Source organism: Dokdonella soli, from assembly GCF_039523175.1.
GTDB classification, from domain to species: domain Bacteria; phylum Pseudomonadota; class Gammaproteobacteria; order Xanthomonadales; family Rhodanobacteraceae; genus Dokdonella_A; species Dokdonella_A soli.
Genome location: NZ_BAAAEU010000024.1, coordinates 486,493 through 510,557 on the forward strand (window position 1 = coordinate 486,493; position 24,065 = coordinate 510,557).

Sequence of the window (24,065 nt, forward strand, 5' to 3'; positions counted from 1 at the left end):
CCGCGAGGTTCGTCGCCGGGGCCTGACTCACCGCCTGCCGCCTTTGCCGAGCACGCGGTTCGCCTTCGCGTCGATCTCGGCCTTCTGTGCAGCGGTCAGGTTGCCCTTCTCGACCTGCTGCGTCGCGCGCGCCTTCGCGTTCGCGGCGTGCGACTTGTCCGGCATCGGATACTTGCGCTGCGCGGGCAGGCCGAATTGCGCGCCCGGAGCCATGTTCCGGCGCGTGAGGGTGAGCTTCATGGGCGTGTCCTAACTGAGAATGGCGTTCGTCAACGTCTGTGTGCGACCGCCGATCACGTGCGCGATCTTGAGGCAGCGCTTCACGCACTTGTCGTAGTCGGCGAACCAGCCACGAAACTTGCCCTGTCTGTACTCATGCGGGTCAATCTCGCAACGGGTTGGATGCACACCGCTGTTGATCGTCACGCAGGGCTTGAAGACTTCCATAGCGGCTTCCCTTCAGAGAACATCTTGCGCAGCGTCTTCACGTCGCGTTCGTCGGTGTACGGCGTGAGGTCGAGGTCTTTCGGGCAGTTCGAGTAGAGGTCGCGCGCGCCGATCTTGCGCACCTGGCGCTTGCACCAGCCGTCGTACACTTCCCACGGAAGGCGATCGGCTTTCACCGCATCCTCTTCGGCGTGGTAGGCGAGCTGGTGCGCGAGTTGGTACGGCAGCCCCTTGATGTATTCGAGCAACGCCTTCTCGACTTCTTCGTGCAGCACGATGTAGCGCACGATGTCGAGCTTGCGACCGCGATACAGCAGGAACTTCGGTAGCTCGCGATCGACGTAGATCGTCTTCCCATCTTTACTGTAGCCGGCGACGTACGGCACGTCGTGCTTGCGGTCGATCGTCTTCGACTCGTACAGTGCCGTCGTGGCTTGATCAAGAATTTTCGGGTTGAGCAGCCAGTCGCCGCGGTGGGCGTGGAAGCCGATGCTCATGCGATGCGCTCGACGACGAATCCATCCGCCACCAACGCCCAGGCCATCAACTCGCCGACGACGCCGATCTGGTTGCCCATGACAACCGCATACAACGGAACGATCGGCATCATGCAGCCGAATACGCGCCGACCGGCTGCCGCGTCTGCTCCTTGGCCAAGCGGTATACGCCAGGGCCGAGCACTGCATAGTTGTTGGTGTCCGTCAGGACTAGAACCTGCCCCTGGTGCACCATCGGCAGATACACCCCGTTCGGGTCCTTCGACAGGATGCGAATGGCGAACGGCGTTACCGTCGACGGATCGGTGGTGTACGCGAACACCGAGGCAGTTGACCCGGCAGCAACCGAGACGTCAGCGGCGCCGTTCGCGGCCGCCTTGGTCGGCGTGATGATGTTGGTCAGGGTGGTCACAGTCGAATCCTGTCAGCGAATGGAAGGACGTCCATAGGTCCGCTTTGATCTCCAGAAATTGCGCGAAGTCGGCCGATAGTCGTCAAGCCGATAGCGTTCCGTTCGTGGCCGCACCGGCTCACACCAGCGAGGACAGGGGATCGGCGCATGCCCTGCCGTACTCGGAAGAAGCGAGGTGTCACTTCTGGTTGCCGAGCGCCTGGATCGCTTCGAGCTGGCCATTGCACTTCTCGATGCTCGCTCGGCGTTCGCGCGCGACACGCACCGCTTCCTGCACGGTGTTCGCGGCCGGTTTCGCGATGGGGCACGGCGCGGTGAGGTCAGCCGGCACCGGCACGTACTTCGTCACGGTCACCTGCACGACTTGAGGCGGCTTCACCGGCGCGGGAGCGCACGCCGCGAGCGCGAGGATCAATAGTCCGATGCAGCAGCGCATAGCTGGTCCTGCAAGGTCTTGGCGCAGTCGGGGTCACGCGCGGCGCGCGCATACTTGTCCATCCACGCCTTCAAGGTTCGATCAGCGTCCTGGGCGTTGGCCTGCGACGCCGCTACCGCAGCTGCCGCACGCTGTGCCTGTGCCTTGGCTTTGTTCTGTTCGGCTTGCGCCGCCTGGTTCGCCTCGTTCAGGGCTGTGATGTATTGATCGCGCTCCGTCTCGGCGACCTTCTGCGCAGCTTTTGCCGCCGCAATGGGTTTCTGGTCGCGTGCGAGCTGGGCTTTCTCGCCCGACGCGTAAATCGTGTGATGGGCGAACACCAAAAGCGCGAGGAAGGCTGCAAGTGCTCCTGCGCACGCATAGAGCTTCACCGTCCCGATCATGGAACCTTCGCCTTGGCTGCCGTTTGCACCACCCAGCCGGCGGCGAGCACCGCGCCAACCTGACCCACCATGTACGCCGCAACCGTCCACGTGACCGCGCTGACCCACTGCGCGCCGTCGAGGCGATGCGCCCAGAGGAGGCCGGTCGCCGAGAGGATGACCAGCAGCGCGACCGCGAGCTTGCTGCGATCCGCCGGGCTGGGGACGTCCGTCACGGCCGGCACTCCACGCCGCGGCCGTAGCCACCAGCGACATACACCGGCGTCAAGCCCAGCAGGATCACGCGCGGATAGCCGCGGTTCTCGGCGCGCGCGGAGGGTGACCGGCGCAGGTCCGGCGACAGCTCGACATTGCCGAACCAGCGATCCGCCACGCAGCATGCGCAGGTCGCGCCGTTGATCGGCTTGCGGCGGCACACGGCGATGTCGCGATCCACCCAGCCACTGCCGCCGTTGTACGCCGCGAGGCCAAAGGCCCAGGTGTCGCATTCGGTGCGGCCGGCGTGATCGCGCATCAGATCGCGCATGTAGCGCGCCTGCGCCGCAATCGCCCAGCGCGGATTGGTCGGATCGGCCGGCCCGAGTTCGGTCGGATACAGCCGCGCCATGTCCTGCGCCGTATCCGGCATGAACTGGGCCAGCCCTTCGGCACCGGATCGGCTGACGATCGCGGCGTGACAGCCGCTCTCCTGGTGAATCTGCGCGGCCAGCGTCGACACAGGCGCGTTGAGCCCGAACAGGTTGTACGCCTCGCTGGTGATCTGGCGCTGGTATTGCCGACAGAGCTCTGGAACACCCGCATGCGCGGCGCGCCATGCCAGACAGCCGGCGATCAGCACCCACCACATCAGCAGCGAAATCAGCGTCCAGCGCGTGATCGCGGTCGCGGCCCGCAGCACGTCTTCGGGCTCGCGGCCGGTACGGCGCATGTCAGACGGCGAGGCACACGCCGAGGATGGCCGCGGCGATGATCAGCGCGCGTGCCAGATGCAGCACGGCAAACGCCATCGGGTTGACCGGTAGACCGGAGTATTGCGTGCTGCTGGGATCGATGCACGCGATGTCGCGGCTGATCCGATAACCACCCCACGCACCGGTGGTGACCTTGAGGCAGGCGCCGAGCCAGCGCTGCGTGTATTCGTTGAGGCCCAACTCGCCGGCATGGCCATACAAAAGCGCGCCGGCAACGCCGATGGCAAGCCAGACCAGCCCGCGCTCGAACTTGCGGTCGGCGAACTTCATTCGCCCGACCCAGGCGGCCCCTTCGCGGGCGGCGCAGGCTTGTATTTCTTGACCAGTGCGATCACTGCGGGACCGGCGAATGCACCGAGTACAAAACCAATCAGGAGGTCTGCCATGTCGCTCTCCGGTTATCGCAGCTTGCGCAGCTGCTCGAGGTCGCCAATGCGGCGCGTGTTGTCGTCCACCCGCACCTTCGTTTCCGCCATCGCTCGCGTGAGCCCAGGCACATCCGAAAGCTGGGTGGTCAGCGTCAGCATCTGTGCGTTCGCGACCGCCTGTTGCTCACTGAGGCGCTGCAGCGTTTTCCCCTGCTCGTCCAACCGCGTGGCGAAGCCGCTGCCGATGTAGCCGAAGGCGCCGATGAGCATGCTCAAGGCGCCGGCGACCACCCACTTCTCGACCGGGCCCAGACTGAAGTGCCAGTGGCTGTCGTCTTGCCGGTCAACATTCATGGTCATCGAAATAGGCAGAGTGGATGTAAAAGGAACAGGCGCGCGGATCGCCAAGCCGCGCAGTGGATGCCAGCGGCTGGTCGGGTTACGTGGGGAAAAACATGCTGTTGCCTGAGGAGGGAGGTCCTCGGCATGGGTAGATCCGTCGCCACGTCTCACGACGTTGCCTAGCGCCTGCGTAAATGGCGCCCTGCGCCGATCCGGTCGGGAGGGGAGTTACCGGACGGGCCACGTGCGTGCCAGGGACAGCACTCACGGCAGGGCATAAAGTCGTCGGGAACCGGAAACGAAAAGAGCCGCCCGAAGGCGGCTCTTGGGTGTTCGTTTTCGGCTATTCCCCGTTGTGCCTAAATTAGCACGAAACGCTGTTCCCGTGTCAAGAGAAAATAACTCAGCCGGACGTGTGCGGACGCCGGTGGACGCAAGTCATTCCAGAGCATCCGCGTGTCGAGATGCCGCCTTGCGTTCCAACATCCGCAATCGGTCGATGACGGCGGCGAACGGCTCGGCGAGATGACGGATGAAGTCCGACTTGCGCACGCGCATCAACCGCGCACGGGATCGGTTGCCGAGTGCAATCGCGCCCTCTCCGCCGCACGCCGCGCACGACCTGCCGAACGCGTGGCCCGGTTGAATCACCACGCCGTACCCATGGCAGGCCGAGCAGTGGGAGGGGCCGGCGAACTCGGAAAGGACCGCGTTAACTAACCTTAACAATAGCGATTCCCTCTCGTTCTTCGCGCGCTTGTCAGCCTTCACGTACTGCACCCAGCTCGCGCCTGGATGACGATTGGCCATACCGGCGATCAACATCAGCACCAGCTGCTGGCTGTCGTTGACGTGATTCGATGCCCACGAGGGCCACCAAGCGGACAGGTACGCCGTCAGTGCGCGACGGTTACCGATGAAGCCGAGCGCGCCGGCAATGTCCGTCTGCAGCATCGCGTCCGGATTGCTGCTGCTGGTTGACCGCGTTCCAGCGACCCGAGACAGCCAACCCTTCGGACAGCGATCGGAGCGCTCAAGCAGTTCGATGGCGCGCTCGACGCGGCTTCGGTAGCGCGTCACCGGCAGCGTGATGGCGGCTTTCTTCGCCACACGGCGCGCCGGTCGACGGCCGTCCGGGATCGGTGTGATGGCGGGTTCGAGGCGAGCGAGCAGCTTTCGTGCGTTGGTCATCGGTTTCCCCTTCCAGAGGTTCAATCAAGACATCGGTGCGTTGTTCGGTGCTGTGGACATGTTTCACGTGCAACTCGATGCAGCGGCTGGAGTCGTCGACGATGACGCCCAAGCCACAGGGATGGCGCTTCGAGAACGGCTGCAGCACGTCGAGCAGTGCCTTGGCTGTCGCAGGCAAGCCATCCGGATCCGGCTCCTTCGGGCCGTGGCGGTGAATGGTCACGCGCGCCCTCTGAAACGGCTCACGCGGCTTGGCGTGCTGCTTGGCCAGCTCCAGCCACACCTCTGCGGACACCGCGCGCATCAGGCGCCTGCGGGCGTGCCGGTGCAGGCGCAGCCATGCGTTCAGCGTCGGCAACCGGCGAGCAAGGGTGAAGGCGATCATCGTTTGTTCCGAACTTCAATCCACTCGCAGTACGCCCGTTTTGGTCCGTCGGACGCGCTGAAGTTCAGCTTCAGCGTGTACTCCAAGGCGATCGCATCGCCATCGCGAAATTCGCCCTCCAACTTTCTCGAAAGGATGGCGCCCAAGTGCAGCCGCATGCGCCGGACCGCTTGCTTGCGCGCACGCTCCGACAGACGTCCCCAACCGACCCCGTACCCATCCACCCGCACCACGGCGGTCGTACGAGTGCTCACGGACATGTCGTCGCCCCCGGCGCTGGCGCGAAGTCGTGATAGGTCGCGCCGCCGTCCAGCAGGTGCTGCGTCCGTGCGATCAGTTCAGCCCGGAACGTCGCGAACGACAATCGCGCGCGCCACTTCCACTGGCCAAGGCACAGACCGGTTTCCCGGCGATCGAACGCATAGCGCGGCCCTTGGCGAACGAAGTGCAGGTAGATCTGCGCCGGGAAATTGGCGTCGAGGCGCAGATACAACTCCGCGATATTGCGATCGGCCAGGTGTGCGCGTGGCGAAAATGGGCCGTATGTGGCACGCCACTGCGTCAGCGTGTAGCTGGTGTCCCGGACCACGGAATCCCGCCTCATGATCGGCACCTGCCGCGCCGCGTGATGGATTGCAGCAGGGCGGCGCGGCCAAACCCATCGCCGCGGTACGGTTCCGGCATCGTCCGATAGTCGCGTCGCCACGGATGACTCTTGGCCGGTATCCACATACGCGTCTGAACGGGGATTCGATTTCTCATGCACGCCTCTCCTGTGGAATCCGTATTCGTCATGGCACGACCTCGAACCCGTTGCGAAAGATGCCATCGCCGTCCGGCACGTACTCCAACAGCATGTGTCCGCCGGTGTACTGCCAGTTCGTGACGTGACCGACCGTCTGCACCACCCCGTCGTACGTGTGTTCGATGACCAACACGTCGGGAAGCGGCGGCGCGCTGCTCACGACGAACGCGACACCGGCGAACGCGGCGGCGAGAAGCGCAAGGCGGATCATGCGAGTCTCGCCCACGTGATCGGCCCGCTGGCTCCGCGCAGCTCGCGCATGCGTTTGTGCACCTGGTCCTTCGTGATACCGAGACGCGCCGCAATCTGGCGGACGGTGACGTATTCGTTTTCGATCCGGTAACGCGCATCAGTCGACTGTTTCGCGGCGGATCGGCGCGCTCCTTCGAGCATTTCTGCCTTCGGTTTGAATGCGATCATGTAAGCGTCAGCCTCCCGGATTTGATCAGTGCGTCATGCGTGCGGACAATCGCGCGATCCATCAGCGCGCGGCGTTCATCGCGGCCAAGTTCACGACCATTGTCGATTTCGTGGTGGCAGCTCGCGCAGAGGTATGCCGTCATGTGCGCGTCCGATTTCTGGCCCATTCCCCGGCCTTCGTTGCGGTGCGCTACCTGCTGGCCGGCGCATCCGCATAGGACGCACGATTCAAGCGATGCGACAGCAGCGAACCACTTTCGATCCGCTGCCGCGGTCATGCTGCCTCCCGCGCACCGAGCGCCGGCTCATCGACAAGCCACCGTGCTTTGCACACCGAAGCGCACCAACGCACCGGCGGTGATTTCAGCCCCTGCGATTCGGGGTCGTCGCCGATGTGGAACACCATCGTGATGGCGTCGATGCACTGCGCTTTCGTCAGGTCCAGGCTGCTGCCGCCGAGCATGATGAAACCGGGAGCGCCTTCGCCCCGGTCATACGCCGGCATCATCCGCCAGCCAAGAATCGTCCCGGCGATGAAGTGCCGCCAATCGTCTTTTGACATCCGGTTGCCGTGCCAAACGATTTGATCGGCTAGGTCACCGCATGCCGCGTTAAGGATTTTTCGCTGCTGCTCGGTCAGCGCTTCGCGCCACGGCTCAGCTGCGTGAGCGTGCGGGTAGGTCTGCGCGTTCACTTCGTCACCTTTGCGGTGATCTTCACATCCCGCAGCAAGCAGCACGCTCCGCGCTTTCCCATCACCGCCTTGAACCGGCGCGCACGGCTACGGGTGTGCGTCGCGATCAGCATCCCGTCATCGCGTACCATGGCCCAACGAAACGTCTGCACATGAAGAATGGGCTTACGCATGGCGCGCGCCCCGGATCTCGGGACCCCCGGCGCGCAAGGGGACGCAGAGCGTCGTCATCCCGGAGTAGCGGATCCGTGCATACACGCGACTGCGATTCCGCTCCACTTCGACGACTTCGCATTCGTCATCCCCGGCTATGCCGATGAGGGAATCGCCCGGTTTTAGGGTGTCGAGTTCAGCGCGCGTCATGCCGCCGCCCTCCCGCGATAGCTGGTCCAGTCGAACGCGATCACGCCGCCAGCCTCGCGAAAGCGGTCCATGACGCGTTCGCCGAGGTACGTGGTCAGCTCGTCCTGGTTCAGATTGGAAATCAGGATCGTCGAGCGGCACTGCTGGTAACGCTCGTTGATGATCTCGAACAGCACCATCTTTTCGTGCTCGCTGCCGATCTGCACGCCGACCTCGTCGACGATCAACAGGTCGGGCGCGACCATATCGTTGATCGCGTCGCTCTCGGTGCGTTCGGAGTCGCGGCGATAGGTTTCCTTGACGTGGCGCACGGCCGACAGCACGGTCCCGAACTGGACGGTGCGCAGCTTGTCCGTCAGCGCGTGACCAATCGCGCAGGCGAGGTGGGTCTTGCCGGTGCCAGGGTTGCCGCAAAGCACCAGCGACGCGCCGCGCTTGGCATCATCGAGGATCGTACCGAGCAGCCGCCGGGCGACACGCAGGGCGTGTTTCTGTCCGTCGTTGTCGGCGCGGTAGTTCTCCAGCGTCCGGTCGGCGAAGCGCGCTGGGATGCCGCTGCGGCGGAATAGCGCGGTGACGCGCTCCTGCTCGCGCCGCAACCGTTCCGCCTCGCGCTCCTGCGCTTCGCGCGCTTGGCGCACCTGCGAACACTGCGGGCAGCCCATCGTGATCGGCTCGCCGCCGAACAGCCCAGGGATCTGCTGCGCCTGAAACGCGCCGTGCTTTTCGCACTGCGCATCGACGAACACGGGCTTGGGCTCAAGCCGCGTCGGATCGGAGGAAGGCTGGGAGTTCATGGTCCGGGGTTCCTGTGTAGGTCTTGCCAGCGAACGAATCGGCGACGGACGGCTTGCCAGAACGCGGTGGTCCCGTGACGCGGGCCTCGTAGGCCTTGCGCAGCCACGGCACCGGCGCGCTCACGTCCTCCGCCTCGGCTTTGGCCAGTAGCTCGGCGGCGAGGACATCGCCGCAGGCCTTGCGCATAGCACCGAGGAAGCTGCGCGCACCGCGTTCGCCGACACCTTTGGCGCGCAAAAATGCCAGCCCATGACCGAAGATAGGATCCGGATCGGGCGGCGCAGCCGCCGACGAAGTCGGAAGCTCTTGCTGTTGTCTGGAGTCTGGAGTCTGGCTAGGTTGGTCGTTCGTTGGACGAACAGAGCACGATTCGTGTAACGAACCGTTCAACGATTCGTGCTCGGTTTGTGCCTTGATCGATGCACGCTTTTTCTCTTCTCGTTGCTCGGCGATGCGACGGTTCGTTTCCGCCTGAGCATTGGCCTTGGCCATTTCCTCAAGCGCACGCTTCTGCACGAAGCCAGCGTCTATACGCTCGAAAAACTCTCCGACCACGCGCGTGACGTTCTCTCGTTCTGCCTTGGATGAGGCGCGACCGATCCGCCACAACGCCGGCATCCCGAGCGGCAGCGGCTTCTCGTTGGAGTAGAGCCAGTCCAGGAGCAGGTCGTACGCCCCCATTTCACCTTGTGACAGGTGGCCACAGGCCTTCGCGATATCTCCAAGATGGCGCTTGTAGAAGTTCATGAGCGAACCGGCTCAACCTCAGATCCACGACGCAGCAGGCGTATTTCGTCGGCGATCGCCTTACGATCCTCCGGCGTGCGAGCAGACAGATAGCGCAGCTTGAGCACGTCGATCATGTCTTCGCGCTCTTCCGCATCGACGCTCGCGATGGGTTTAACGACTGCTTTCACGCCGCGGCAGCCTCGGGCAGCACGTCAAACAAGCCGGGCATGGATATCTGCCGTTCTGCAGCCTCGAGGTAGCGAACACCATCCATGAAATAGGCAGTCGACAGCTCCGCTGCACGCCCCTTGCGCCCTTTCAGCAGCGCGCGATACGGCACCGTGAACAGACCACCGAACGGGTCGAACACCAGCTCGCCGGGATTGCTGTAGCGCTCGATCAGGCGATCCACGATGTCGAACTGCAGCGGGCAGATATGGTTTTCGAGGCCGCGCTTGGTCTGCTCGCCGTTGAGCGTGATCATGCGATTGACGTCATGCCAGACGTCATCGTTGTGGCTGCCAGGCGCCAGCGACATAAAGGTCGACGGCAGCGCGCCGCGCGCCTCCAGCGCTTCACCGATACGCACATGCGTGGCGTAGTCGTAGACCTCGCGCAGGCTGTATTCGGTGAACAGCTTGGCCAGCTTGTCGGGGCCGAGGCCGGCCAGATCATCCGCTGTCAGTTGGCGATTGCCACTGGAGCGCCAGAACGCATGCGCGTCGACCTGCCAATGCGCGCGGGTGTAGTCCGCCTTGTCCTTGCGCACCGGCGCATCGGCATAGCCGCGCGTGCGATCGGTTTGCGGCTTGCGCACCAGCACGATGTACTCCGGCGAACCGACGCCCATCTTGGTGCCGTCCTTGCACTGCTCCGACCAGCCCAGGCGATAGGTCTGGTTGTTCTCGCGCACCACGTCGGTGACGACCGTGATCAGGCCCATGTAGTCGAAGCCGTGCTGGCGGTAGTGGAAAATCGCCTCGGCATGGAACGGCGACACCGTCGGCGCGCCGGCACCGGTCACGGCACCGAACTGAATCCGGTCCTTGACGTGGATGCAGGCCAGCCGACCCGGCTTGAGGATGCGCAGCAGGTTCTCCGTCAGGAAATCCATCTGCTTCCAGAAATGATCGTTGTTGTCCGTGTGCCCGAAGTCGTTGTAGCTCGGGCTGTATTCGTAGTGATTGGCGAACGGGATCGAGGTGACGATCAGGTCAACGCTGTTCTCGTCCATCGCGCGCGTCTCGGCCACGCAATCGTTGTTCGCGACGATCCAGCCCTGCCCGCTCGCCTCGATGCGCTCCACGCCAATCGAACGCTGCAACACCGTCGCCATCGCGGCGGCGGCGCTCAAGCCGTATTCCCGAATGATTTCGCTCATCTTCCCCACCAGTTCGTTGTGCCGCGCCCACTTGGCTTGCAGCGTGTGAAGGACTTCGCGCTCGCTCTCGGCGTGCACGATGTGAATCTCGACGGGCTCCGTCTGCAAAAACCGCTGCACGCGGTGAATGCTTTGGATGAAATCGTTGAACTTGAAGCCGATGCCGGCGTAGATCGCTTTGTGGCAGTGGCGTTGGAAGTTGCAGCCGGATCCGGCCAGCACCGGCTTCGCGCTCAGGTACTGGATCTTCCCTTCGCTGAAATCGATGACCGCCTGCTCGCGCTCGTCGAGGTCCTGGTCGCCGTACACACTGACCGCATCCGGCACCGCCGCCTGGATCGCGTGGCGCTCGGCTTCGAGGTCGTGCCAGATCAGGTAGTTGTTGTCCGGATCCACGTCGAGGATCGCGCGCACCGCTTCGACGCGCGCCGGCAGCGTGTCGCGCTTCTCGCGCGAGGCATTGACAACACCGAGCGCGGCATCGCAGAACAAGTTACCCTGCCCGTCACGGTCTGCCTTCGCAGCTGCGTGGTCGACCTTGACCTCGTGATAGACGATCTTGATAGGCGGCAGGTCGTAGCCTTCATCGCTGTAGCCAAGATCGGAGGGCCGCTGCAGGAACAGCGCCCACGACGCGACCCACAACCAGAATTCACGCTCCTTGTGCGGATACAGCGTCAGGTTGTTCGCCTGCGTGCTATCGCGCTTGAACCAACGTGTGAGCGCCTGCCCGGTATCCATCACGCCGAGGAACCCGGCGTAGTGGATCAGCTCCTTGTAGCGGTTCGGACTCGGTGTCGCGGTGGCGACGAAGCGGAAGCGCACCTTGTCGAACAACGTCAGGAACGTCTGGTAGGTCTTGCTGCCGAAGCTGCGCAGCACGCTCGCTTCGTCCAGACTCACGGCGGTGAAGTTGTTCGGATCGAGCCGGCCGTCGCGGACCGCCTCGTAGTTCGTCAGGTGGATGCCGTCGAATATTGGATCGATCTCCGCATCGGTGCGAATGAAGCGCGTCGCGATGCCAAGCATTTCACCATCGCGGCGGAACTCCTGACGCACGCCAAGCGGGCAAACGATGAGCACCGCGCCGCCAGCCTGCGCGCGGCACAGTCGCAGCACCTCAAGCTGCTGCACCGACTTGCCGAGGCCGAACGCCTCGAACAACGCACGACGACCGCCCTGCAGCGCCCACAGCACCGCATCGCGCTGATGCGGCTTCAACAGCGGATGGACGGCATCCGGCGAGACGATGAATCCGGATTGCGCGGCGACACGCACCTTGCCGGCGAGGAAATCGCGATAGGCGTCGCTCATGCCGCGCCCCGCAAGTACGCCTCGCCAACCTCGCGATGCTCCCAGCAATACCAACGCGATGGATGGCCCTTGACCGTGTAGCCGAACGGCGCGCGGTCGCTGCCGCACACGTTGCACGGATGGATCATCATGCGGGTGCCGGATTCGAGCTTGCGCAGGACGGCAGTCATGCGATTTTCTCCGTGAGGCGCGCTGCCGCCCCATAGGCCGGCTCGCTCAGGTCGCGCGCGAATGTCACGTCATCGGCAAAGCACGCGGCCTCGCCGTGATGCGGGCAACTCAGGGTGACGATGAAACACGGATGGCCGTCGGCGTCGAGGTAGCCGCAGCCCTTGCCGCGCGCATTGTCCAAAATCGGGCAGGTGCAACCATCGGCAACCGCCTCGGGCGCGCCCGGCGGATGGGGATAACGCTCCGCCGCTGCCATCAGAACGCCTCCGGTTTGACGCTGAACCGGGTCGGTGCGCCCTCACGCGGCGGCTGAGCCGGATGCAGGAGGCGTTCGACGGCATCCCGCAGCGCAGCGGCGTCAACCTGGGCATCCGCGGCCTTCGTCAACTTCCGGTCGATGCGCTCGAGCAGATCGGCGATGCGCTGTTCGGTCGGCAGGCGCTCGACGCGGTAGCCGAGGTCGTCGGCCATCGCCCGAAACAGCGCGTGGTGCCCGCTGCTGCGCATCCACGCCCAGAGCTCCGACACCTTCAGGAACTGGCGGCTGGCGCCGTCGTTGCGCAGGCACTCGTTGAGCCGCGACACCGCCGCGTCCCACGTCAGCTTTTCCGAATCCCAGAATCCCGCCTCGAACATCAGGGCGATGAACGCCTTCTTCTCGGCCTGTGGCAGCGTGGCTTTCAGTGCCTTGGCGGCAGCGACCAGCCACGCCAGATCGTTCCCTTCCGCGATTTCGCTCACCCCTACCCTCCTCACCCTTGCCGCCCCTTGAACCGATGGATGACCGCTTACGTGTGCTTGCGCGATCGTTCGGGAATGGGAGGTCGGAGAGGGGGTTGCAGGCCGAAGACATCCGGGCGCAGGGCGTACCGCGTGACCGCGCCAGCAGTTGCGTTTTCAATAGGAATGCAGTGGACAGCGGGGACCGGTCTGCGGCCGTTCAACCACTGCCAAACCACCTGCTGGCTGACTCCGACAGCAGCAGCAAGGGCGGCTTGACTGCCACATAGGGAGACTGCGGTCTCGATGGATTTCGCGTTCATACGTTAACGATAGCATCGCTATCGATAGCGCGCAATAGCTTTGATCGGCGACAAGAACCATCCTCATGAATAGCATTGCTACAATGAAGAAGTCTGAATGCTCGCCCGAGTCACAAGCATTGAAGGCCGCTTTCAAGGCATCTGGCCTCAAACAGGCTGCTGTTGCTGAACACATGGACGTCACACCAGGGGCGGTCCGCCAATGGCTTGAAGGGGAGCGCCCTGTTCCGGCCACAAAGGCAGACCGTCTAGGCACGCTTTTGAGCGTTGCTCCGGCCACGATTTGCGCGAAATACGCCGTGATCGCAGAACAACGCGGCAACGTGGTTCCGCTTCGGCACGATGAAAATGTCGATCAGCGCCGTCCTGACCAAGCTCTGCGGCGCGTGGAGAACGACGTTGATGCGCTTCGCTACGCCCTCGCCGGCATCGTCAGTGTCACGACGGTGCATCGACCAGCCGAAGCGCTGGCCGTTGCTGCGGCAATTCGCCGGTCAGTTCCAAAGAAATTTCTGGAACGAGGCTTTGTGCATGAACTACTCGTAACACTGGACGCCGCTTCACGGGCATAGGAATTTCAGCCGGTTGCATTTCTGCAGTTCTAAGCAGGCGAAGGCGTCCAACAAGGTCATCCATCAAATCATCGACAGTCTCGGTCATCTTTGACTCCCCATTTGGCGGCACATTGGAGCATGGGAATCGCAGATCGTGAGATTCACAAGCGGAGTTTGTCATGTGGTGGAGTAAGAAGAAAAATAATGCGTTAGCCACGCCAAGCGACGTCGAATCCGTGATTCACGTCGTGTTGGCAACGTTGGCGCACATGACCCCGAAGTACCAAGAGGTTTTCGACATCCAAGCGGGCAAAAAACGCTCGCAGCAACAGTTCGATGCCCTCAATCTCGAAGTGACTATCTTTGTTCTCCATCTCTTGGATGTATCACTTTTTGCCTTCAAGGGACCCGAATCGCGTAGCGCTTACATTCCTGCCGTAGTTGACGCTATCGGCGTTCCTTACGACGAATGGTTGACAGAGCGCTACGGAGAAGCCAGTGCCACGTTCCTATCGCTTTACAAAGCAGCAAATTTACACTATTCAAGATTCAAAAAAATAACAGTTGATTGCGCAGACGGCGTGAAGGAAGGAACTCTTACGTGGGAAGCAGCCAAGGAAATGTGCAAAGCGCATGGAATTCTTGATGCTCCTGCCGTGATGGTGCTGGTAGTCCTCAATCAAGACGTATTCATTTATTTACTGAGCTGCTTACGAACCGCGCACATTATTTCTCCAGCATAGAACATGCTTTCGCAAGCTACCCCACGTTTTCTAGCTGCAATCATGATCCTGATTGCCTGCGATGCAGGAGCGAGAAACCACCGCGACTCGCGCGCCAGGCACGAGTTCGAGCGCCTGCATCCCTGCCCGTCCACTGGCCGGTGCGCCGGCCAGTGCCCCGGCTACATCATCGATCACCGCATCGCGCTGTGCGTGGGCGGCAGCGACACGCCCGACAACCTGCGCTGGCAAACGTTCGACGCCTCGCGCGCCAAGGACGCGTGGGAATGTCGCAAGGGATGGCCGGCCAAACTGGCGGAGTGCGAGCGAACCGGGTGTTTCGTGGAGTAGCCAATGCGAATCAACGTCATCGAAGCAGTGAACGCTCAACAGGCAGAAATCGCCCTGCTACGGATCATGGTCATGCTTCTGCATGACCACATCCACAACAAGCCGGCGCTGCTCAAGGACTTCGATGAAGTCACCGAAGATCACGCCGTGCGCGCCATGAACTCCACCATGCCTGAAGCCTTCTTCCAATCCTTCGAAGAATGCCGGGCGGTTTATCGGGAATCACTCGTCCAATCGACAGCGCGGCCAGCGCCATAGCGCGTCTGTGGTTGTAGTCGCTTCGTGACTCGACGCCTTCGCGTTGACTGCACGGAGCTGTCGTCGCACGTGCTGAAAAGTCCATCGCGCTGAGCGACGACCGCTCCAGCTGAGCACGCACATCCTCGTTCTCGTCCATCGCTGATCTCCAGGCCGAAAGGTCTCAGCCAAGAGTCTGGCAGAACTTTGGGAATATCGATAGCAACGCTATTGCTATCGAAAGATAGCTATGCTATTGTCTCATCGTCAGCCGCCCACCGCGGCCAGCACGAGGGAGACCATGCGCACCGCAACCGCAAAGAAGGCCGCGACCACCGCGCCGGCCGATCAAACCGTCCGCCCGATCCTCACCAAGCTGGATGCAAAGGGCAAACCGCTTCCCAACGACGCAGCTGAGTGGGCAGCGGTCAACGTCAAGACGGGCGACCTCTGCTTCGACGTGCTCGTTGGTGACATCGGCGAACCTGAGAAGCACGCCAAAGCAATGGCAGCCTGCGCTGCGTTGACAGCACTCGGCACGTCCGACTGGCGTCTTTGGACCCGGCAGGAAGCGGAAGCGATCCTCGACCTGACCCGCTTCAACCCCGCGGTTGACCCTCAGTTCTTTCCTGACATTCGTTCGAGCTGGTACTGGACGGCGTCGCCGGTTGCTTCCTATCCGGGCTACGCGTGGATCGTCCACTTCTACCACGGCGGCGCGTACCTCTACTACCGCGGCTTCCAGTGCCGCGTCCGTGCGGTGCGCTCGGTCGCGCGCGCCAGTCAGTAATTGGCTTTTTGGCATTGAGGGAGTAACGCCATGAACTACGCCGACAGCTACGCCGATTGCCTGCCGCCAGACGACAGCCGCGCGCAGGCCCTTGAGGATGCGGTGGAACTGGCGTGCGTCGCGCTAGAGCGCGACCGCCTTGAGGTACGCGATATCGTGGTCTCGGCATTGCTGGCCGATGCCGAGCACGACGCCGGCGAACTCGCCGAGCGCCTCGCGGCCATGACCCTTGCGCTGCGCAACGCATTTCGCCCGCTGCACCATCTGCACAGCTACAGCGAGGAAGCCAAGGCGCGGGACGCCGAGGCGATGGACGCCTTGTGCGAGCTGGCCGACACGTGCGCGACGAGGGTGGAGGCCGCGGTCGAAGCCGTCGCCCGCGCCAACGTCGAGCGGGAGGCCGCATGACCGCCACCCTCAGTTTCCTGCGCCCCGCTGCGGTCGAGCAGCACGTGCGCCGCGTCGCGCGCCGCATGGGCTGCGACGCCGACACGATCCGGCAGTCCGTTCAACGCGCGAAATCCGCGATGCGCGCCGGCGAGTCGGCGCATCGCGCCATCGTCGCTGGCATCGAGGTCGCCGCGGCATCGCTTGCCACTGAGCGCCGCCGCGCGCCGGAGTTCGTTTCGCCGCCGGCCGTAACACCCGGTATCGGCGCTTCGATTGCTCTCTTCGCCATCGTGCTGCTGCTCAGCGGCATCGCCTACCTGACCCGATAACTCACTGGAGCAAACCATGAGCCGTTTTTCGATTCCCGAAGCAACTGACGCTGGCATCGTCCTCGATTCGTCCGCCGGCCTGATGTGGTCTGCAGCCGATGTTGGCGACGACGAAATGACGTGGCAGGAAGCGACCGACGCCTGCGCGAAGCTCAACCTCGGCGGCTTCACCGACTGGCGTCTGCCGACTGTCGAGGAACTGTTCCCGCTGGCTGACCGCTCGCGCTACTCGCCCGCGATCGACACCGCGTTCTTCCCGACCTGCAAATCCGATTGGTACTGGACGGCGTCGCCGGTTGCTTCGAATCCGGACGACGCGTGGATCGTCGGCTTCGACTACGGCGGCGCGTACCTCTACTACCGCGGCTTCCAGTGCCGCGTCCGTGCGGTGCGCTCGGTCGCGCGCGCCAGTCAGTAATTGGCTTTTTGGCAGGGGTGCGCCATGGAACGAATCTCGCGAATGTCAGGAACCCTCGCCACATGCCCAGGCTGCGGCAAGCAACCCAAGCATGTCGAGCGATTCGGCTATGGCGGTACGCACTGGCTGGAATGTCCGCCGTGCGGCACGCGAACGCCACGCTTCCCGACTCTGAATGAGGCGGTCGAGGCATGGGAGAAGCAGGAAACGAAACAGCATCAGGTGGCCGCATGAACGCAATGACCCGCACCGTACAAGGCACCGCACTCGTCACCGAGCAGCACGCCGCCGAGATCCGCTCGGCGCTGAAATCCAGCCTCTACCCCGGCGCTTCGGATGCGTCGATCGACATGGTGCTGGCCTATTGCAAGGCCGCTCAGCTCGACCCGATGACGAAGCCCGTGCATATCGTGCCGATGACGGTATCCACGGGCAAAAAGGATGCTAACGGCTACGACATCAAGGAGAAGCGCGATGTTGTCATGCCGGGCATCGGGCTTTACCGCATCAACGCTGCGCGGACCGGCCAGTACGCCGGCTGCAGTGAGCCGGAGTTCGGCCCCACGCGCACGATGACGTTCAAGCGCGAGAAGTGGGTCGACGGGGAAAACGGCAAGCGCCGAAAGACGTTCGTAGACGCCGACATGCACTACCCGGAATGGTGTCGCATCACGGTACGCCGACTGATTGGCGCGTCTATCGTCGAGTTCACGGCGCTGGAATACTGGCTGGAAAACTACGCCAGCAAGGGGGATGACGGCGGTCCGAATGCGATGTGGGAGAAGCGCCCCTTCGGGCAGATTGCGAAGTGCGCGGAAGCCCAGGCGTTGCGCAAGGCGTTCCCCGAGGCGGTCGGATCGCAGCCCACCGCCGAAGAAATGGAAGGTAAGTCGATCGATATCGAGACCGTCGCTTCGGCGAAGGCCGCGATCGAAATGCCACGCGCGAAAGCGGTTCCCTCTGTCGTGCCTGCCGATGCGCCGATCGACGCGGAGTTCAGTGAGCAGGCAACGAAAGAACGCACGCCGGCCACTGTCGATGGCGAGCCGGGCCCGCTCGGCGATCTGTCGCCGTCGCAGGCGCGACTGATCCGCGCGAAGGCGGTCGCAGCCGGGTTTGCGGACGACGCCGCGTTGCTTGCTGCGCATCCGGATGTCAGCAAAGCGACGATCAATACCGTGCTGAAAGCGCTGTCGGACGCGTCGGCATGATCGCGTTCGATGAAGCGACGCACACGTATCGCAATGCGGGCGTGATCGTGCCGAGCGTGACGCAGATCCTCGGGCCGCTGTCGGCTGCGGAATACCGCGGCGTTCCGGCTGATGTGATGGAAGCGGCGGCGCAGCTCGGAACCGCCGTACACAAGCTGATCGAGCTCGACGTGCGCGGCGAGCTCGACGAAGACAGCGTGACCGGCGCGCTGCTGCCCTATCTCGGCATGTGGCGCGAGTTTCGCGCGCAATCGGGATTTGAGCCTGCGGCGTCGGAATGGCGCGTGCACTCCGCGCGCTATGGCTACGCCGGCACGCTGGATTTATTCGGCCGGTTAAATGACCGATGGGTGCTGATCGACGCCAAGCGCACCGCGAAGGTGCCGCGCATCGCTGGCCCGCAGACAGCGGGTTACGAAATCGCGCTGCGCGAATCGGCCCCGATCGTGTCGTTCGAGGCCGGCGCGGCGATCGACCGCTACGCCCTGCACCTGACACCGGAACGCTGGCAGCTCGTGCCGTTCCGCTCCCCCAACGATTCGCGCGTGTTTCTGTCCGCGCTGACTGTCCACACCTTTTTGGAGAACGCAGCATGAACTTTGATCCGAACGCCATCCTGGTGCCGCCCGAAGCGCAGAAGGCACAATCCGAAGCGGACTCCATGTTCGCCGTCGTCGACGCCTACGACGTGGATTCGCCAGCGATGTACGAAGCAGCCGGCGCCGAACTGCAAACGATCCGCGCGAAGTTTGCCGCGATCGAGAAGCAGCGCGTGCACGTCAAGGAGCCGTTCCTCGAAGGCTGCCGGCGCATCGACGCGTTCTTCAAGGTGCCGCTCGACCGCCTCACGGATGCCGGCAATCTCCTGAAGGGCCGGATGCTCACGTTCCAGCAGTCCGAGCGCGAGAAGGCCGAAAAAGCGCGACGTGAAGCCGAAGAAGCCGCGCGCAAGGAACGCGCCGAGCAGGAGCGCATCCGCCGCGAGGCCGAAGAGAAGGAACGCCAGATCCGCGCAGCTGCCGCCGAAGCGCAGCGCAAGGCAGACGCAGAAGCCGCAGCGGCGCGCAAGGCCGGCGACGAAGAGGCGGCGCGCGCGGCGGAAGAAGCCGCACGCATCGCAGCCGAGGAAGCCGCGCAAGCGGCCAGCGCATGCGTCGCCGAAGCCGAACAGGCGCACCAACAGATCGAGCTGGCCGAGATTGCGCCCGTTGCCGTGCCAGCCGTGATCGCACCGAAGGCCGCCGGCATCGGCACGCGCGAGAACTGGAAGGCTGAGGTCGTCGACTTCGCCGCATTGGTCACGGCGGCGGCGGCGGCACTCGCCAACGGCGACACGACGTTGCTCGGCTACCTGCAGGCGGACACGAAAGCGATCGGCCAAGTGGCGCGCGCGCTCAAGGCCCAAGCGCGGATTCCTGGCGTCCGGATTTACGCCGAAGAATCGCTGTCGGTGCGCACGGCATGAGCCACGAACCCGGTGCCGTGTTGAAGCCGCTGGTGAAGCTCGGCCGCGATCCTGCCGATTGCTGGACGTGGCTGGCGAACGTGGACGTTGGCGGTGTCGCCAGCAAGCAGTTCGGCGGCAAGCGCATGCCCGCTCGTCGGTGGATGTGGGCGCAGTTGTTCGGCCCAATCCCGGATGGCCTGGTGGTGACGACAGCGTGCGGCAGCAAGACGTGCGTCAACCCGCACCACCTGCGCGCCTGCACGCAAGCCGATGCCTGCCGCGCCAGCGTGAACACGTCGTTGCTGCCGGCCGATGTGATCGACATCAAGCGCGCGAAGAAGGACGCCGGCCCGAACACCGCGCGCGTGCTCGCCGACAAACACGGCTGCAGCCCGCAGACGATCCGCGACATCTGGAAGCGTCGATCGTGGTCACGCGCAAAGCCGAACTACGGACCGCGAAAGAACCCGACCGGCAGCCCTGCGCCGGTAGCCGCTGCGAACCCTCCCCCGTAAGCAGCGGCACATCCCGCCCATCGTCGCCGTGGGCACGCGAGGCAAGGCGACCAGAATTCAACAGGCCAAAGGAGGCCAACGATGAGTAACAACAGCAACAGCAAGACGAATATCGCGGAGTTGCTCGGCGACTTGAACGCCGGCGTCTTCGAGGAACAGATCAACACGGCGCTGTCCGACATCGCCGCGAACGTCTGCACGCACGGCAAGAAAGGCGAGCTGACGATCAAGTTCAAGCTGCAGCAGATCGGTGAGGGTAGCCAGGTCGCGGTGACGCATTCGATCAAATCCGTCGTGCCGAAGTCGCGCGGCAAGGTCACGGAGGAGATGGCGACGGATACGCCGCTGCATGTTGAGCGCGGCGGGCGCCTGACGCTGTATCCGACCACGCAGACGAAGATGGAACTGGGGGCCGGCGCTGCGACGGGCCGCACAGACGGAGTGCGCGCCTGATGGACGCCTCCGCGATTCACGAAATAAGCAACCTCGCGGTCGAAGCCTCGCGCGCGAACCGGATCAATCCTGGCGAGTTTCCGCAGTTCCCGAACGGCATCCAAGCGGTTCTGGTCGGTAACGAGATCAAGACGCTGGAGCACCTGCAGCGTTGTCGCAGCCGGTTCCGCGGCCAGTTCTCTACGACGGCGCTCTCGGAGTTCGTCGGTTACGTGAAAGCGAACGCAGCGACTCCTGAGAGCAAGGATGCCGCCGGATTCATTGATGCGAAAAAGTGTACTGCGCGCGTCTACCTCAATCTCGGCAAGCCTGAAACTCCAGGTCACGGCGATTGGACCGCTTCGCTAGCGCTCGATCCGACGGCTGCCTATGCCGCTCTGAAGAAGATCGAAGGCATTCCGCAGTCGCAGAAGTCGCTGGTGGAGTGGATCGAGGACTGGTCCGCGCAGCTCTCTGCACAGTTTGGCGATCGGGCCGAACCGACGGGCATCGCGCTGGCACTGATGGCGATCCGCAATCTTACGATCTCGGCGAAGTCGGATGTGACCCATACGGACAAGGATTTTGGCGCTGCGCGATCGGCGCTCGAAGAAATCGCAGCCAAGGCGGATGGCGGCATCCCGACGCATCTTGTGTTCGCGTGCGAGCCCTACGCGCGCTCGACAACAAGGAGTTCAGCGAGGCATGGGCTATGCGCGACTTCGTGCAGAACTTGTATCGCGGCGAGCCTGGGCACCCGGCACCGGGCGCCATCGACAAGGCAACGGAGTTCGATCCGAACGCGGCCGCCTGGGCAGCGAACGGCCTGACGTTCTACGACATGGCTTGGGTGAACATCGCAGGCGTCCTTCCCGGCGCGTTCTACTCGGCGTGGGGCGTTGTCGATCCGTCGAAGCCGATGCCGAGCCATGGCGTCTATGACGCGTTCTTCGACCTGCGCACCGACGACAACCTCGCACGGTTCATGCGCAACTTCGCGATCCGCGTAGGCGCGACGATCACCCCGTAGTCATTCGCACGGAGTCGGCGGCTGCATTGGCCGTCGCCGACTTCCCTGTCATGGAGATACAAATTGAACGTTTTGACTCTCAGCTTTGCCGGCAACACAGCATCCGCGCTCCGCATTGACCTGGGCGGCGTCTCCACGGTCGTGATCGGCAATCCGGCGATCAACGACAATGCGCCTTCAACAGCGGCCGCCAAGCCGGCACGCCAGAGGATCAACGTCCCTGGCGGCTTCATCATCGTCGACCACCGCGCCGGGCTGGAGTGGTCGCACGACCTCGGCGATATGACGCATGCCGAAGGTGATGCGGCAGCCAAGGCCTGTCGACTCGGCGGTCACGAGGACTGGCGTCTGCCTACGCTGGACGAACAGGAAACAAATCGCGACATCACGCGATACAACCCTGCGTGCGATCCGATTTTCACCGATATGAAGTCCTCTGCGTACTGGACCGCGTCGCCGGTTGCTTCCTATCCGGACTACGCGTGGATCGTCTACTTCGACTTCGGCGGCGCGGACATCTGCCTCCGCCCCCTCCAGTGCCGCGTCCGTGCGGTGCGCTCGGTCGCGCGCGCCAGTCAGTAATTGGCCTTTTGGATAGATAGCCGCCATGTCCTTCGTGCCGCCACCGGTCGTGAAAGCCTCGGAACGCCTGCTCGTCGATGTCGAGATCGTCGTGCGTCGCTTCGCCAGGTATCACAAGTACAGCATCGGCTCCGATCTTCGTGCCGACGCCAAGACCGTTGCGCGGCTAGCGCATCGGGCATGGCGTGATCGATCCCATCAGCAGGATCTGGTCGCGCAGCTAGTGCGCGCGGTCGATGACTTCAAGATCACGCTGCAGCTCGGCAGTCAGGTAAAGGCGTTCCCGAGCTTCGCGCAATTCGAAGCGCTCGCGCGCTTGGTGCGCGATCTCGGCAAGCAGGTAGGAGGCTGGCACCGCCAGCATTGCACCCCAAAGGGCCAGAGTGCGGCGTCCGACGTGTCGCCGCAGCGTGCCCAGATACTGAGTACCCGAGCCGCCTCAATCGGGGCCAATTCATGACGACGCCGCGCTACCTACAAGGATGTTCGGCTTGGTCGCAAGTGCGCGGGGAAGCGTCGCCGGTTGCTTCAAATCCGGACTACGCGTGGATCGTCAACTTCAACAACGGCAACGCGAACATCTACAACCGCAACAACCAGTGCCGCGTCCGTGCGGTGCGCTCGGTCGCGCGCGCCAGTGAGTGTCAGGGTGCAACATCTGTAGGGTTCCATGAACTGTTCCTCGCGTGGCGGTGCGCTCGGAAGAACAAGCAGCCGAGTGCTAACCAGCTCGACTTCGAATGCCGCTGGACCGATCGCCTGCTGGATCTGCAGGAGCGGATCAATGCAGGCCGATGGTCGCCGTCGCCGACAACCTGCTTCGTCGCCACGCGGCCGAAGGCACGGGAGATCCACGCGCCCGACTTCTCCGATCGCGTCGTTCACCACTGGCTGATGTCACGCATTGAGCCGGCGTTCGAACCTGGATTCATCTTCGACTCGTACGCCAATCGCAAGGGTAAGGGCAGTCATGCGGCGGTTGATCGCCTGAAAGGCTTCGTGCGCCAGGTCGCGAGCGGCCAAGGTGGCGGCTGGTATCTCCAGCTCGATATCGCCAACTATTTCAACACCATTCACCGCCCCACGCTGTGGACCATCCTGAAGCGCCGCATGGCAAAGGCCGGCGTTCCGGAGGTCGCACAGCGCGTCACGCATGCACTGCTGCGCAAGTCGCCGATCGAATACGGTGTCGTGCATCGCTCGACTGCTCAGGAGCGTGCGCAGATCCCGCTGCACAAACGCCTGGAGAACTCGCCGGCCGCCTGCGGCATTCCGATCGGCAACCTCAGTTCGCAGTTCTTCGCGAACGTCTATCTGAACGAGCTGGACCAGTTCGTGAAGCACGAGCTCAAGGCCCAGCGATACATCCGCTACGTCGACGACTTCGTGATCATCCATCGTGATCGTGCGCAGCTCGAGCGCTGGCGCGATCAGATTGAGACATTCCTGCGCGACCGGCTCCGGCTGAAGCTCAAGGCCGACCAGCGCCTGCGGTCCCTTACTGATGGCGCCGACTTCCTTGGCTACGTCGTTTTTCCTACGCATACCCGCGTCCGCACGCGTGTTGTTCGGCATGCACGCGCTGCGCTGACCGAATGGGCGGCTGATCACGTGCGAGCGGATGCGGTGCGTGCTACGCCCGAAGACTACCGACGCCTGCAGTCGATCGCGGCAAGTTATGACGGGCACTTCACGCACGCAAACGCCCATCGACTGAGCGAACAGTTCAACAAACGATTTCCCTGGCTCGCAGCGGCGCGCACGCCACGACGCTTCCGACTGCGCGATGAGGGCCGCTATAGCGCGATATTGCGCGACGCTACCAACTACGAGGACGCAGCATGAATGCAGGGGATGACATTCGAAACGCGATAGCAGATGCGAGGTCGCAGTTGTCAGCGGCAGAT

At 63.4% G+C, this 24,065-nt stretch carries 46 protein-coding genes; 19 read left to right on the plus strand and 27 right to left on the minus strand.

Features of this window, described 5'->3' with window-relative positions; genetic code table 11:
• Nucleotides 1-27 precede the first annotated feature (27 nt).
• The 16 genes from ABD002_RS16040 to ABD002_RS16115 form a co-directional block, all read right to left on the minus strand.
• Nucleotides 28-240 (minus strand): hypothetical protein, encoded by a 213-nt coding sequence (locus ABD002_RS16040; RefSeq protein WP_343792870.1) that lies wholly within the window; start codon nt 238-240, stop codon nt 28-30.
• A gap of 9 nt (nt 241-249) precedes the next feature.
• Nucleotides 250-447, minus strand: coding sequence for a hypothetical protein (locus ABD002_RS16045; protein WP_343792872.1), 198 nt, complete (start codon nt 445-447; stop codon nt 250-252).
• Nucleotides 423-944: a hypothetical protein gene (locus ABD002_RS16050; protein WP_343792874.1), complete on the minus strand. Its 522-nt coding sequence runs from the start codon at nt 942-944 to the stop codon at nt 423-425. Before ABD002_RS16050 ends, ABD002_RS16045 begins: the two co-directional genes overlap by 25 nt.
• A 109-nt stretch (nt 945-1,053) precedes the next feature.
• Entirely contained in the window at nt 1,054-1,356 is a 303-nt protein-coding gene (locus ABD002_RS16055) for a hypothetical protein (protein WP_343792876.1), read from the minus strand.
• A 178-nt stretch (nt 1,357-1,534) separates the two neighbouring features.
• Complete coding sequence (lysC, locus tag ABD002_RS16060; RefSeq protein WP_343792878.1) at nt 1,535-1,792, minus strand: Rz1-like lysis system protein LysC; 258 nt, start codon at nt 1,790-1,792, stop codon at nt 1,535-1,537.
• Entirely contained in the window at nt 1,768-2,175 is a 408-nt protein-coding gene (locus ABD002_RS16065; protein ID WP_343792880.1) for a hypothetical protein, read from the minus strand. The genes lysC and ABD002_RS16065 overlap by 25 nt, the downstream gene beginning before the upstream one ends.
• On the minus strand, nt 2,172-2,390 hold the full coding sequence (locus tag ABD002_RS16070; protein ID WP_343792881.1) for a hypothetical protein: 219 nt from the start codon (nt 2,388-2,390) through the stop codon (nt 2,172-2,174). The genes ABD002_RS16065 and ABD002_RS16070 overlap by 4 nt, the downstream gene beginning before the upstream one ends.
• Entirely contained in the window at nt 2,387-3,103 is a 717-nt protein-coding gene (locus ABD002_RS16075) for a transglycosylase SLT domain-containing protein (protein WP_343792883.1), read from the minus strand. The genes ABD002_RS16070 and ABD002_RS16075 overlap by 4 nt, the downstream gene beginning before the upstream one ends.
• 1 nt (nt 3,104) lies before the next feature.
• Nucleotides 3,105-3,416, minus strand: a complete 312-nt coding sequence (locus tag ABD002_RS16080) for a hypothetical protein (RefSeq protein WP_343792885.1) — start codon at nt 3,414-3,416, stop codon at nt 3,105-3,107.
• Between the two features lie 128 nt (nt 3,417-3,544).
• Nucleotides 3,545-3,874, minus strand: coding sequence for a hypothetical protein (locus tag ABD002_RS16085; protein WP_343792887.1), 330 nt, complete (start codon nt 3,872-3,874; stop codon nt 3,545-3,547).
• Nucleotides 3,875-4,294: 420 nt separating this feature from the next.
• A complete protein-coding gene (locus ABD002_RS16090; protein ID WP_343792888.1) occupies nt 4,295-4,966 on the minus strand; it encodes a DnaJ-like cysteine-rich domain-containing protein in 672 nt (223 codons plus the stop codon).
• On the minus strand, nt 4,890-5,432 hold the full coding sequence (locus ABD002_RS16095) for a RusA family crossover junction endodeoxyribonuclease (protein ID WP_343792890.1): 543 nt from the start codon (nt 5,430-5,432) through the stop codon (nt 4,890-4,892). Before ABD002_RS16095 ends, ABD002_RS16090 begins: the two co-directional genes overlap by 77 nt.
• A complete protein-coding gene (locus ABD002_RS16100; RefSeq protein ID WP_343792892.1) occupies nt 5,429-5,686 on the minus strand; it encodes a hypothetical protein in 258 nt (85 codons plus the stop codon). Before ABD002_RS16100 ends, ABD002_RS16095 begins: the two co-directional genes overlap by 4 nt.
• Nucleotides 5,683-6,036 (minus strand): hypothetical protein, encoded by a 354-nt coding sequence (locus ABD002_RS16105; protein ID WP_343792894.1) that lies wholly within the window; start codon nt 6,034-6,036, stop codon nt 5,683-5,685. The genes ABD002_RS16100 and ABD002_RS16105 overlap by 4 nt, the downstream gene beginning before the upstream one ends.
• A gap of 187 nt (nt 6,037-6,223) precedes the next feature.
• Complete coding sequence (locus tag ABD002_RS16110) at nt 6,224-6,448, minus strand: hypothetical protein (RefSeq protein ID WP_343792896.1); 225 nt, start codon at nt 6,446-6,448, stop codon at nt 6,224-6,226.
• Complete coding sequence (locus ABD002_RS16115; RefSeq protein ID WP_343792898.1) at nt 6,445-6,657, minus strand: hypothetical protein; 213 nt, start codon at nt 6,655-6,657, stop codon at nt 6,445-6,447. Before ABD002_RS16115 ends, ABD002_RS16110 begins: the two co-directional genes overlap by 4 nt.
• A gap of 35 nt (nt 6,658-6,692) precedes the next feature.
• Here ABD002_RS16115 and ABD002_RS16120 point away from each other — a divergent pair, with 35 nt between their 5' ends.
• Nucleotides 6,693-6,875 carry a hypothetical protein gene (locus tag ABD002_RS16120; RefSeq protein WP_343792899.1) on the plus strand — a complete coding sequence of 61 codons (183 nt, stop codon included), beginning with the start codon at nt 6,693-6,695 and terminating at the stop codon, nt 6,873-6,875.
• 56 nt (nt 6,876-6,931) lie between these two features.
• On the opposite strand, the gene ABD002_RS16125 is transcribed toward ABD002_RS16120, so the two are convergent.
• Genes ABD002_RS16125 through ABD002_RS16175 form a run of 11 tightly spaced genes read right to left on the minus strand, consistent with a single transcriptional unit; the run spans nt 6,932 to nt 13,150 of the window.
• Nucleotides 6,932-7,351, minus strand: a complete 420-nt coding sequence (locus ABD002_RS16125; RefSeq protein ID WP_343792901.1) for a recombination protein NinB — start codon at nt 7,349-7,351, stop codon at nt 6,932-6,934.
• Nucleotides 7,348-7,524, minus strand: a complete 177-nt coding sequence (locus ABD002_RS16130; protein WP_343792903.1) for a hypothetical protein — start codon at nt 7,522-7,524, stop codon at nt 7,348-7,350. Before ABD002_RS16130 ends, ABD002_RS16125 begins: the two co-directional genes overlap by 4 nt.
• Nucleotides 7,517-7,714: a hypothetical protein gene (locus ABD002_RS16135; protein ID WP_343792905.1), complete on the minus strand. Its 198-nt coding sequence runs from the start codon at nt 7,712-7,714 to the stop codon at nt 7,517-7,519. Before ABD002_RS16135 ends, ABD002_RS16130 begins: the two co-directional genes overlap by 8 nt.
• The gene (locus ABD002_RS16140) at nt 7,711-8,511 is read right to left on the minus strand and encodes an ATP-binding protein (protein WP_343792907.1); all 801 of its coding nucleotides are present in this window, start codon (nt 8,509-8,511) and stop codon (nt 7,711-7,713) included. The genes ABD002_RS16135 and ABD002_RS16140 overlap by 4 nt, the downstream gene beginning before the upstream one ends.
• Nucleotides 8,474-9,259: a YdaU family protein gene (locus ABD002_RS16145; RefSeq protein ID WP_343792909.1), complete on the minus strand. Its 786-nt coding sequence runs from the start codon at nt 9,257-9,259 to the stop codon at nt 8,474-8,476. Before ABD002_RS16145 ends, ABD002_RS16140 begins: the two co-directional genes overlap by 38 nt.
• A complete protein-coding gene (locus ABD002_RS16150) occupies nt 9,256-9,429 on the minus strand; it encodes a hypothetical protein (protein ID WP_343792911.1) in 174 nt (57 codons plus the stop codon). The genes ABD002_RS16145 and ABD002_RS16150 overlap by 4 nt, the downstream gene beginning before the upstream one ends.
• On the minus strand, nt 9,426-11,936 hold the full coding sequence (locus ABD002_RS16155; protein ID WP_343792913.1) for a DNA methyltransferase: 2,511 nt from the start codon (nt 11,934-11,936) through the stop codon (nt 9,426-9,428). Before ABD002_RS16155 ends, ABD002_RS16150 begins: the two co-directional genes overlap by 4 nt.
• Nucleotides 11,933-12,106, minus strand: coding sequence for a hypothetical protein (locus tag ABD002_RS16160; protein ID WP_343792915.1), 174 nt, complete (start codon nt 12,104-12,106; stop codon nt 11,933-11,935). Before ABD002_RS16160 ends, ABD002_RS16155 begins: the two co-directional genes overlap by 4 nt.
• On the minus strand, nt 12,103-12,363 hold the full coding sequence (locus tag ABD002_RS16165) for a hypothetical protein (protein WP_343792917.1): 261 nt from the start codon (nt 12,361-12,363) through the stop codon (nt 12,103-12,105). The genes ABD002_RS16160 and ABD002_RS16165 overlap by 4 nt, the downstream gene beginning before the upstream one ends.
• Nucleotides 12,363-12,848, minus strand: coding sequence for a hypothetical protein (locus ABD002_RS16170; RefSeq protein WP_343792919.1), 486 nt, complete (start codon nt 12,846-12,848; stop codon nt 12,363-12,365). The genes ABD002_RS16165 and ABD002_RS16170 overlap by 1 nt, the downstream gene beginning before the upstream one ends.
• A gap of 47 nt (nt 12,849-12,895) precedes the next feature.
• Nucleotides 12,896-13,150: a helix-turn-helix domain-containing protein gene (locus tag ABD002_RS16175; RefSeq protein ID WP_343792921.1), complete on the minus strand. Its 255-nt coding sequence runs from the start codon at nt 13,148-13,150 to the stop codon at nt 12,896-12,898.
• Between the two features lie 83 nt (nt 13,151-13,233).
• Between ABD002_RS16175 and ABD002_RS16180 the strand changes: the two genes are divergently transcribed.
• The 18 genes from ABD002_RS16180 to ABD002_RS16265 all read left to right on the plus strand — a co-directional run bounded on the left by ABD002_RS16180 (nt 13,234) and on the right by ABD002_RS16265 (nt 24,003).
• Nucleotides 13,234-13,722: a helix-turn-helix domain-containing protein gene (locus ABD002_RS16180; protein WP_343792923.1), complete on the plus strand. Its 489-nt coding sequence runs from the start codon at nt 13,234-13,236 to the stop codon at nt 13,720-13,722.
• 161 nt (nt 13,723-13,883) lie between these two features.
• Nucleotides 13,884-14,447, plus strand: a complete 564-nt coding sequence (locus ABD002_RS16185; protein WP_343792924.1) for a hypothetical protein — start codon at nt 13,884-13,886, stop codon at nt 14,445-14,447.
• A gap of 42 nt (nt 14,448-14,489) precedes the next feature.
• Nucleotides 14,490-14,777, plus strand: coding sequence for a hypothetical protein (locus ABD002_RS16190; RefSeq protein ID WP_343792925.1), 288 nt, complete (start codon nt 14,490-14,492; stop codon nt 14,775-14,777).
• A gap of 3 nt (nt 14,778-14,780) precedes the next feature.
• On the plus strand, nt 14,781-15,035 hold the full coding sequence (locus tag ABD002_RS16195; RefSeq protein WP_343792927.1) for a hypothetical protein: 255 nt from the start codon (nt 14,781-14,783) through the stop codon (nt 15,033-15,035).
• Between the two features lie 280 nt (nt 15,036-15,315).
• Entirely contained in the window at nt 15,316-15,804 is a 489-nt protein-coding gene (locus tag ABD002_RS16200) for an Lcl C-terminal domain-containing protein (protein ID WP_343792929.1), read from the plus strand.
• A 30-nt stretch (nt 15,805-15,834) separates the two neighbouring features.
• The gene (locus ABD002_RS16205; protein ID WP_343792931.1) at nt 15,835-16,212 is read left to right on the plus strand and encodes a hypothetical protein; all 378 of its coding nucleotides are present in this window, start codon (nt 15,835-15,837) and stop codon (nt 16,210-16,212) included.
• Nucleotides 16,209-16,523, plus strand: a complete 315-nt coding sequence (locus tag ABD002_RS16210; protein WP_343792933.1) for a hypothetical protein — start codon at nt 16,209-16,211, stop codon at nt 16,521-16,523. Before ABD002_RS16205 ends, ABD002_RS16210 begins: the two co-directional genes overlap by 4 nt.
• Before the next feature lie 16 nt (nt 16,524-16,539).
• Nucleotides 16,540-16,941, plus strand: a complete 402-nt coding sequence (locus ABD002_RS16215) for an Lcl C-terminal domain-containing protein (protein WP_343792935.1) — start codon at nt 16,540-16,542, stop codon at nt 16,939-16,941.
• Between the two features lie 239 nt (nt 16,942-17,180).
• Complete coding sequence (gene bet / locus ABD002_RS16220) at nt 17,181-18,152, plus strand: phage recombination protein Bet (protein WP_343793312.1); 972 nt, start codon at nt 17,181-17,183, stop codon at nt 18,150-18,152.
• A gap of 41 nt (nt 18,153-18,193) precedes the next feature.
• The gene (locus ABD002_RS16225; RefSeq protein ID WP_343792937.1) at nt 18,194-18,748 is read left to right on the plus strand and encodes a hypothetical protein; all 555 of its coding nucleotides are present in this window, start codon (nt 18,194-18,196) and stop codon (nt 18,746-18,748) included.
• Entirely contained in the window at nt 18,745-19,617 is an 873-nt protein-coding gene (locus ABD002_RS16230; protein ID WP_343792939.1) for a hypothetical protein, read from the plus strand. Before ABD002_RS16225 ends, ABD002_RS16230 begins: the two co-directional genes overlap by 4 nt.
• A complete protein-coding gene (locus tag ABD002_RS16235; protein ID WP_343792941.1) occupies nt 19,614-20,114 on the plus strand; it encodes an HNH endonuclease signature motif containing protein in 501 nt (166 codons plus the stop codon). The genes ABD002_RS16230 and ABD002_RS16235 overlap by 4 nt, the downstream gene beginning before the upstream one ends.
• 81 nt (nt 20,115-20,195) lie before the next feature.
• On the plus strand, nt 20,196-20,567 hold the full coding sequence (locus ABD002_RS16240) for a hypothetical protein (protein WP_343792943.1): 372 nt from the start codon (nt 20,196-20,198) through the stop codon (nt 20,565-20,567).
• Complete coding sequence (locus ABD002_RS16245; RefSeq protein ID WP_343792945.1) at nt 20,567-21,376, plus strand: DUF2303 family protein; 810 nt, start codon at nt 20,567-20,569, stop codon at nt 21,374-21,376. Before ABD002_RS16240 ends, ABD002_RS16245 begins: the two co-directional genes overlap by 1 nt.
• A 20-nt stretch (nt 21,377-21,396) precedes the next feature.
• Complete coding sequence (locus tag ABD002_RS16250; RefSeq protein ID WP_343792947.1) at nt 21,397-21,576, plus strand: hypothetical protein; 180 nt, start codon at nt 21,397-21,399, stop codon at nt 21,574-21,576.
• A gap of 63 nt (nt 21,577-21,639) precedes the next feature.
• On the plus strand, nt 21,640-22,158 hold the full coding sequence (locus ABD002_RS16255; protein ID WP_343792949.1) for an Lcl C-terminal domain-containing protein: 519 nt from the start codon (nt 21,640-21,642) through the stop codon (nt 22,156-22,158).
• A gap of 25 nt (nt 22,159-22,183) precedes the next feature.
• Nucleotides 22,184-22,618, plus strand: a complete 435-nt coding sequence (locus ABD002_RS16260) for a four helix bundle protein (RefSeq protein WP_343792951.1) — start codon at nt 22,184-22,186, stop codon at nt 22,616-22,618.
• Nucleotides 22,615-24,003, plus strand: a complete 1,389-nt coding sequence (locus tag ABD002_RS16265) for a reverse transcriptase domain-containing protein (RefSeq protein WP_343792953.1) — start codon at nt 22,615-22,617, stop codon at nt 24,001-24,003. Before ABD002_RS16260 ends, ABD002_RS16265 begins: the two co-directional genes overlap by 4 nt.
• Nucleotides 24,004-24,065: the final 62 nt, after the last annotated feature.

Coding starts and splice junctions, on each gene's coding strand:
- ABD002_RS16040 (WP_343792870.1), bottom strand. CDS start 240: ATGAAGCTCACCCTCACGCGCCGGAACATGGCTCCGGGCGCGCAATTC.
- ABD002_RS16045 (WP_343792872.1), bottom strand. CDS start 447: ATGGAAGTCTTCAAGCCCTGCGTGACGATCAACAGCGGTGTGCATCCA.
- ABD002_RS16050 (WP_343792874.1), bottom strand. CDS start 944: ATGAGCATCGGCTTCCACGCCCACCGCGGCGACTGGCTGCTCAACCCG.
- lysC (WP_343792878.1), bottom strand. CDS start 1,792: ATGCGCTGCTGCATCGGACTATTGATCCTCGCGCTCGCGGCGTGCGCT.
- ABD002_RS16065 (WP_343792880.1), bottom strand. CDS start 2,175: ATGATCGGGACGGTGAAGCTCTATGCGTGCGCAGGAGCACTTGCAGCC.
- ABD002_RS16075 (WP_343792883.1), bottom strand. CDS start 3,103: ATGCGCCGTACCGGCCGCGAGCCCGAAGACGTGCTGCGGGCCGCGACC.
- ABD002_RS16080 (WP_343792885.1), bottom strand. CDS start 3,416: ATGAAGTTCGCCGACCGCAAGTTCGAGCGCGGGCTGGTCTGGCTTGCC.
- ABD002_RS16085 (WP_343792887.1), bottom strand. CDS start 3,874: ATGACCATGAATGTTGACCGGCAAGACGACAGCCACTGGCACTTCAGT.
- ABD002_RS16095 (WP_343792890.1), bottom strand. CDS start 5,432: ATGATCGCCTTCACCCTTGCTCGCCGGTTGCCGACGCTGAACGCATGG.
- ABD002_RS16105 (WP_343792894.1), bottom strand. CDS start 6,036: ATGAGGCGGGATTCCGTGGTCCGGGACACCAGCTACACGCTGACGCAG.
- ABD002_RS16110 (WP_343792896.1), bottom strand. CDS start 6,448: ATGATCCGCCTTGCGCTTCTCGCCGCCGCGTTCGCCGGTGTCGCGTTC.
- ABD002_RS16115 (WP_343792898.1), bottom strand. CDS start 6,657: ATGATCGCATTCAAACCGAAGGCAGAAATGCTCGAAGGAGCGCGCCGA.
- ABD002_RS16120 (WP_343792899.1), top strand. CDS start 6,693: ATGCGTGCGGACAATCGCGCGATCCATCAGCGCGCGGCGTTCATCGCG.
- ABD002_RS16130 (WP_343792903.1), bottom strand. CDS start 7,524: ATGCGTAAGCCCATTCTTCATGTGCAGACGTTTCGTTGGGCCATGGTA.
- ABD002_RS16135 (WP_343792905.1), bottom strand. CDS start 7,714: ATGACGCGCGCTGAACTCGACACCCTAAAACCGGGCGATTCCCTCATC.
- ABD002_RS16140 (WP_343792907.1), bottom strand. CDS start 8,511: ATGAACTCCCAGCCTTCCTCCGATCCGACGCGGCTTGAGCCCAAGCCC.
- ABD002_RS16145 (WP_343792909.1), bottom strand. CDS start 9,259: ATGAACTTCTACAAGCGCCATCTTGGAGATATCGCGAAGGCCTGTGGC.
- ABD002_RS16155 (WP_343792913.1), bottom strand. CDS start 11,936: ATGAGCGACGCCTATCGCGATTTCCTCGCCGGCAAGGTGCGTGTCGCC.
- ABD002_RS16160 (WP_343792915.1), bottom strand. CDS start 12,106: ATGACTGCCGTCCTGCGCAAGCTCGAATCCGGCACCCGCATGATGATC.
- ABD002_RS16165 (WP_343792917.1), bottom strand. CDS start 12,363: ATGGCAGCGGCGGAGCGTTATCCCCATCCGCCGGGCGCGCCCGAGGCG.
- ABD002_RS16175 (WP_343792921.1), bottom strand. CDS start 13,150: ATGAACGCGAAATCCATCGAGACCGCAGTCTCCCTATGTGGCAGTCAA.
- ABD002_RS16180 (WP_343792923.1), top strand. CDS start 13,234: ATGAAGAAGTCTGAATGCTCGCCCGAGTCACAAGCATTGAAGGCCGCT.
- ABD002_RS16185 (WP_343792924.1), top strand. CDS start 13,884: ATGTGGTGGAGTAAGAAGAAAAATAATGCGTTAGCCACGCCAAGCGAC.
- ABD002_RS16190 (WP_343792925.1), top strand. CDS start 14,490: ATGATCCTGATTGCCTGCGATGCAGGAGCGAGAAACCACCGCGACTCG.
- ABD002_RS16195 (WP_343792927.1), top strand. CDS start 14,781: ATGCGAATCAACGTCATCGAAGCAGTGAACGCTCAACAGGCAGAAATC.
- ABD002_RS16200 (WP_343792929.1), top strand. CDS start 15,316: ATGCGCACCGCAACCGCAAAGAAGGCCGCGACCACCGCGCCGGCCGAT.
- ABD002_RS16205 (WP_343792931.1), top strand. CDS start 15,835: ATGAACTACGCCGACAGCTACGCCGATTGCCTGCCGCCAGACGACAGC.
- ABD002_RS16210 (WP_343792933.1), top strand. CDS start 16,209: ATGACCGCCACCCTCAGTTTCCTGCGCCCCGCTGCGGTCGAGCAGCAC.
- ABD002_RS16215 (WP_343792935.1), top strand. CDS start 16,540: ATGAGCCGTTTTTCGATTCCCGAAGCAACTGACGCTGGCATCGTCCTC.
- bet (WP_343793312.1), top strand. CDS start 17,181: ATGACCCGCACCGTACAAGGCACCGCACTCGTCACCGAGCAGCACGCC.
- ABD002_RS16230 (WP_343792939.1), top strand. CDS start 18,745: ATGAACTTTGATCCGAACGCCATCCTGGTGCCGCCCGAAGCGCAGAAG.
- ABD002_RS16235 (WP_343792941.1), top strand. CDS start 19,614: ATGAGCCACGAACCCGGTGCCGTGTTGAAGCCGCTGGTGAAGCTCGGC.
- ABD002_RS16240 (WP_343792943.1), top strand. CDS start 20,196: ATGAGTAACAACAGCAACAGCAAGACGAATATCGCGGAGTTGCTCGGC.
- ABD002_RS16245 (WP_343792945.1), top strand. CDS start 20,567: ATGGACGCCTCCGCGATTCACGAAATAAGCAACCTCGCGGTCGAAGCC.
- ABD002_RS16260 (WP_343792951.1), top strand. CDS start 22,184: ATGTCCTTCGTGCCGCCACCGGTCGTGAAAGCCTCGGAACGCCTGCTC.
- ABD002_RS16265 (WP_343792953.1), top strand. CDS start 22,615: ATGACGACGCCGCGCTACCTACAAGGATGTTCGGCTTGGTCGCAAGTG.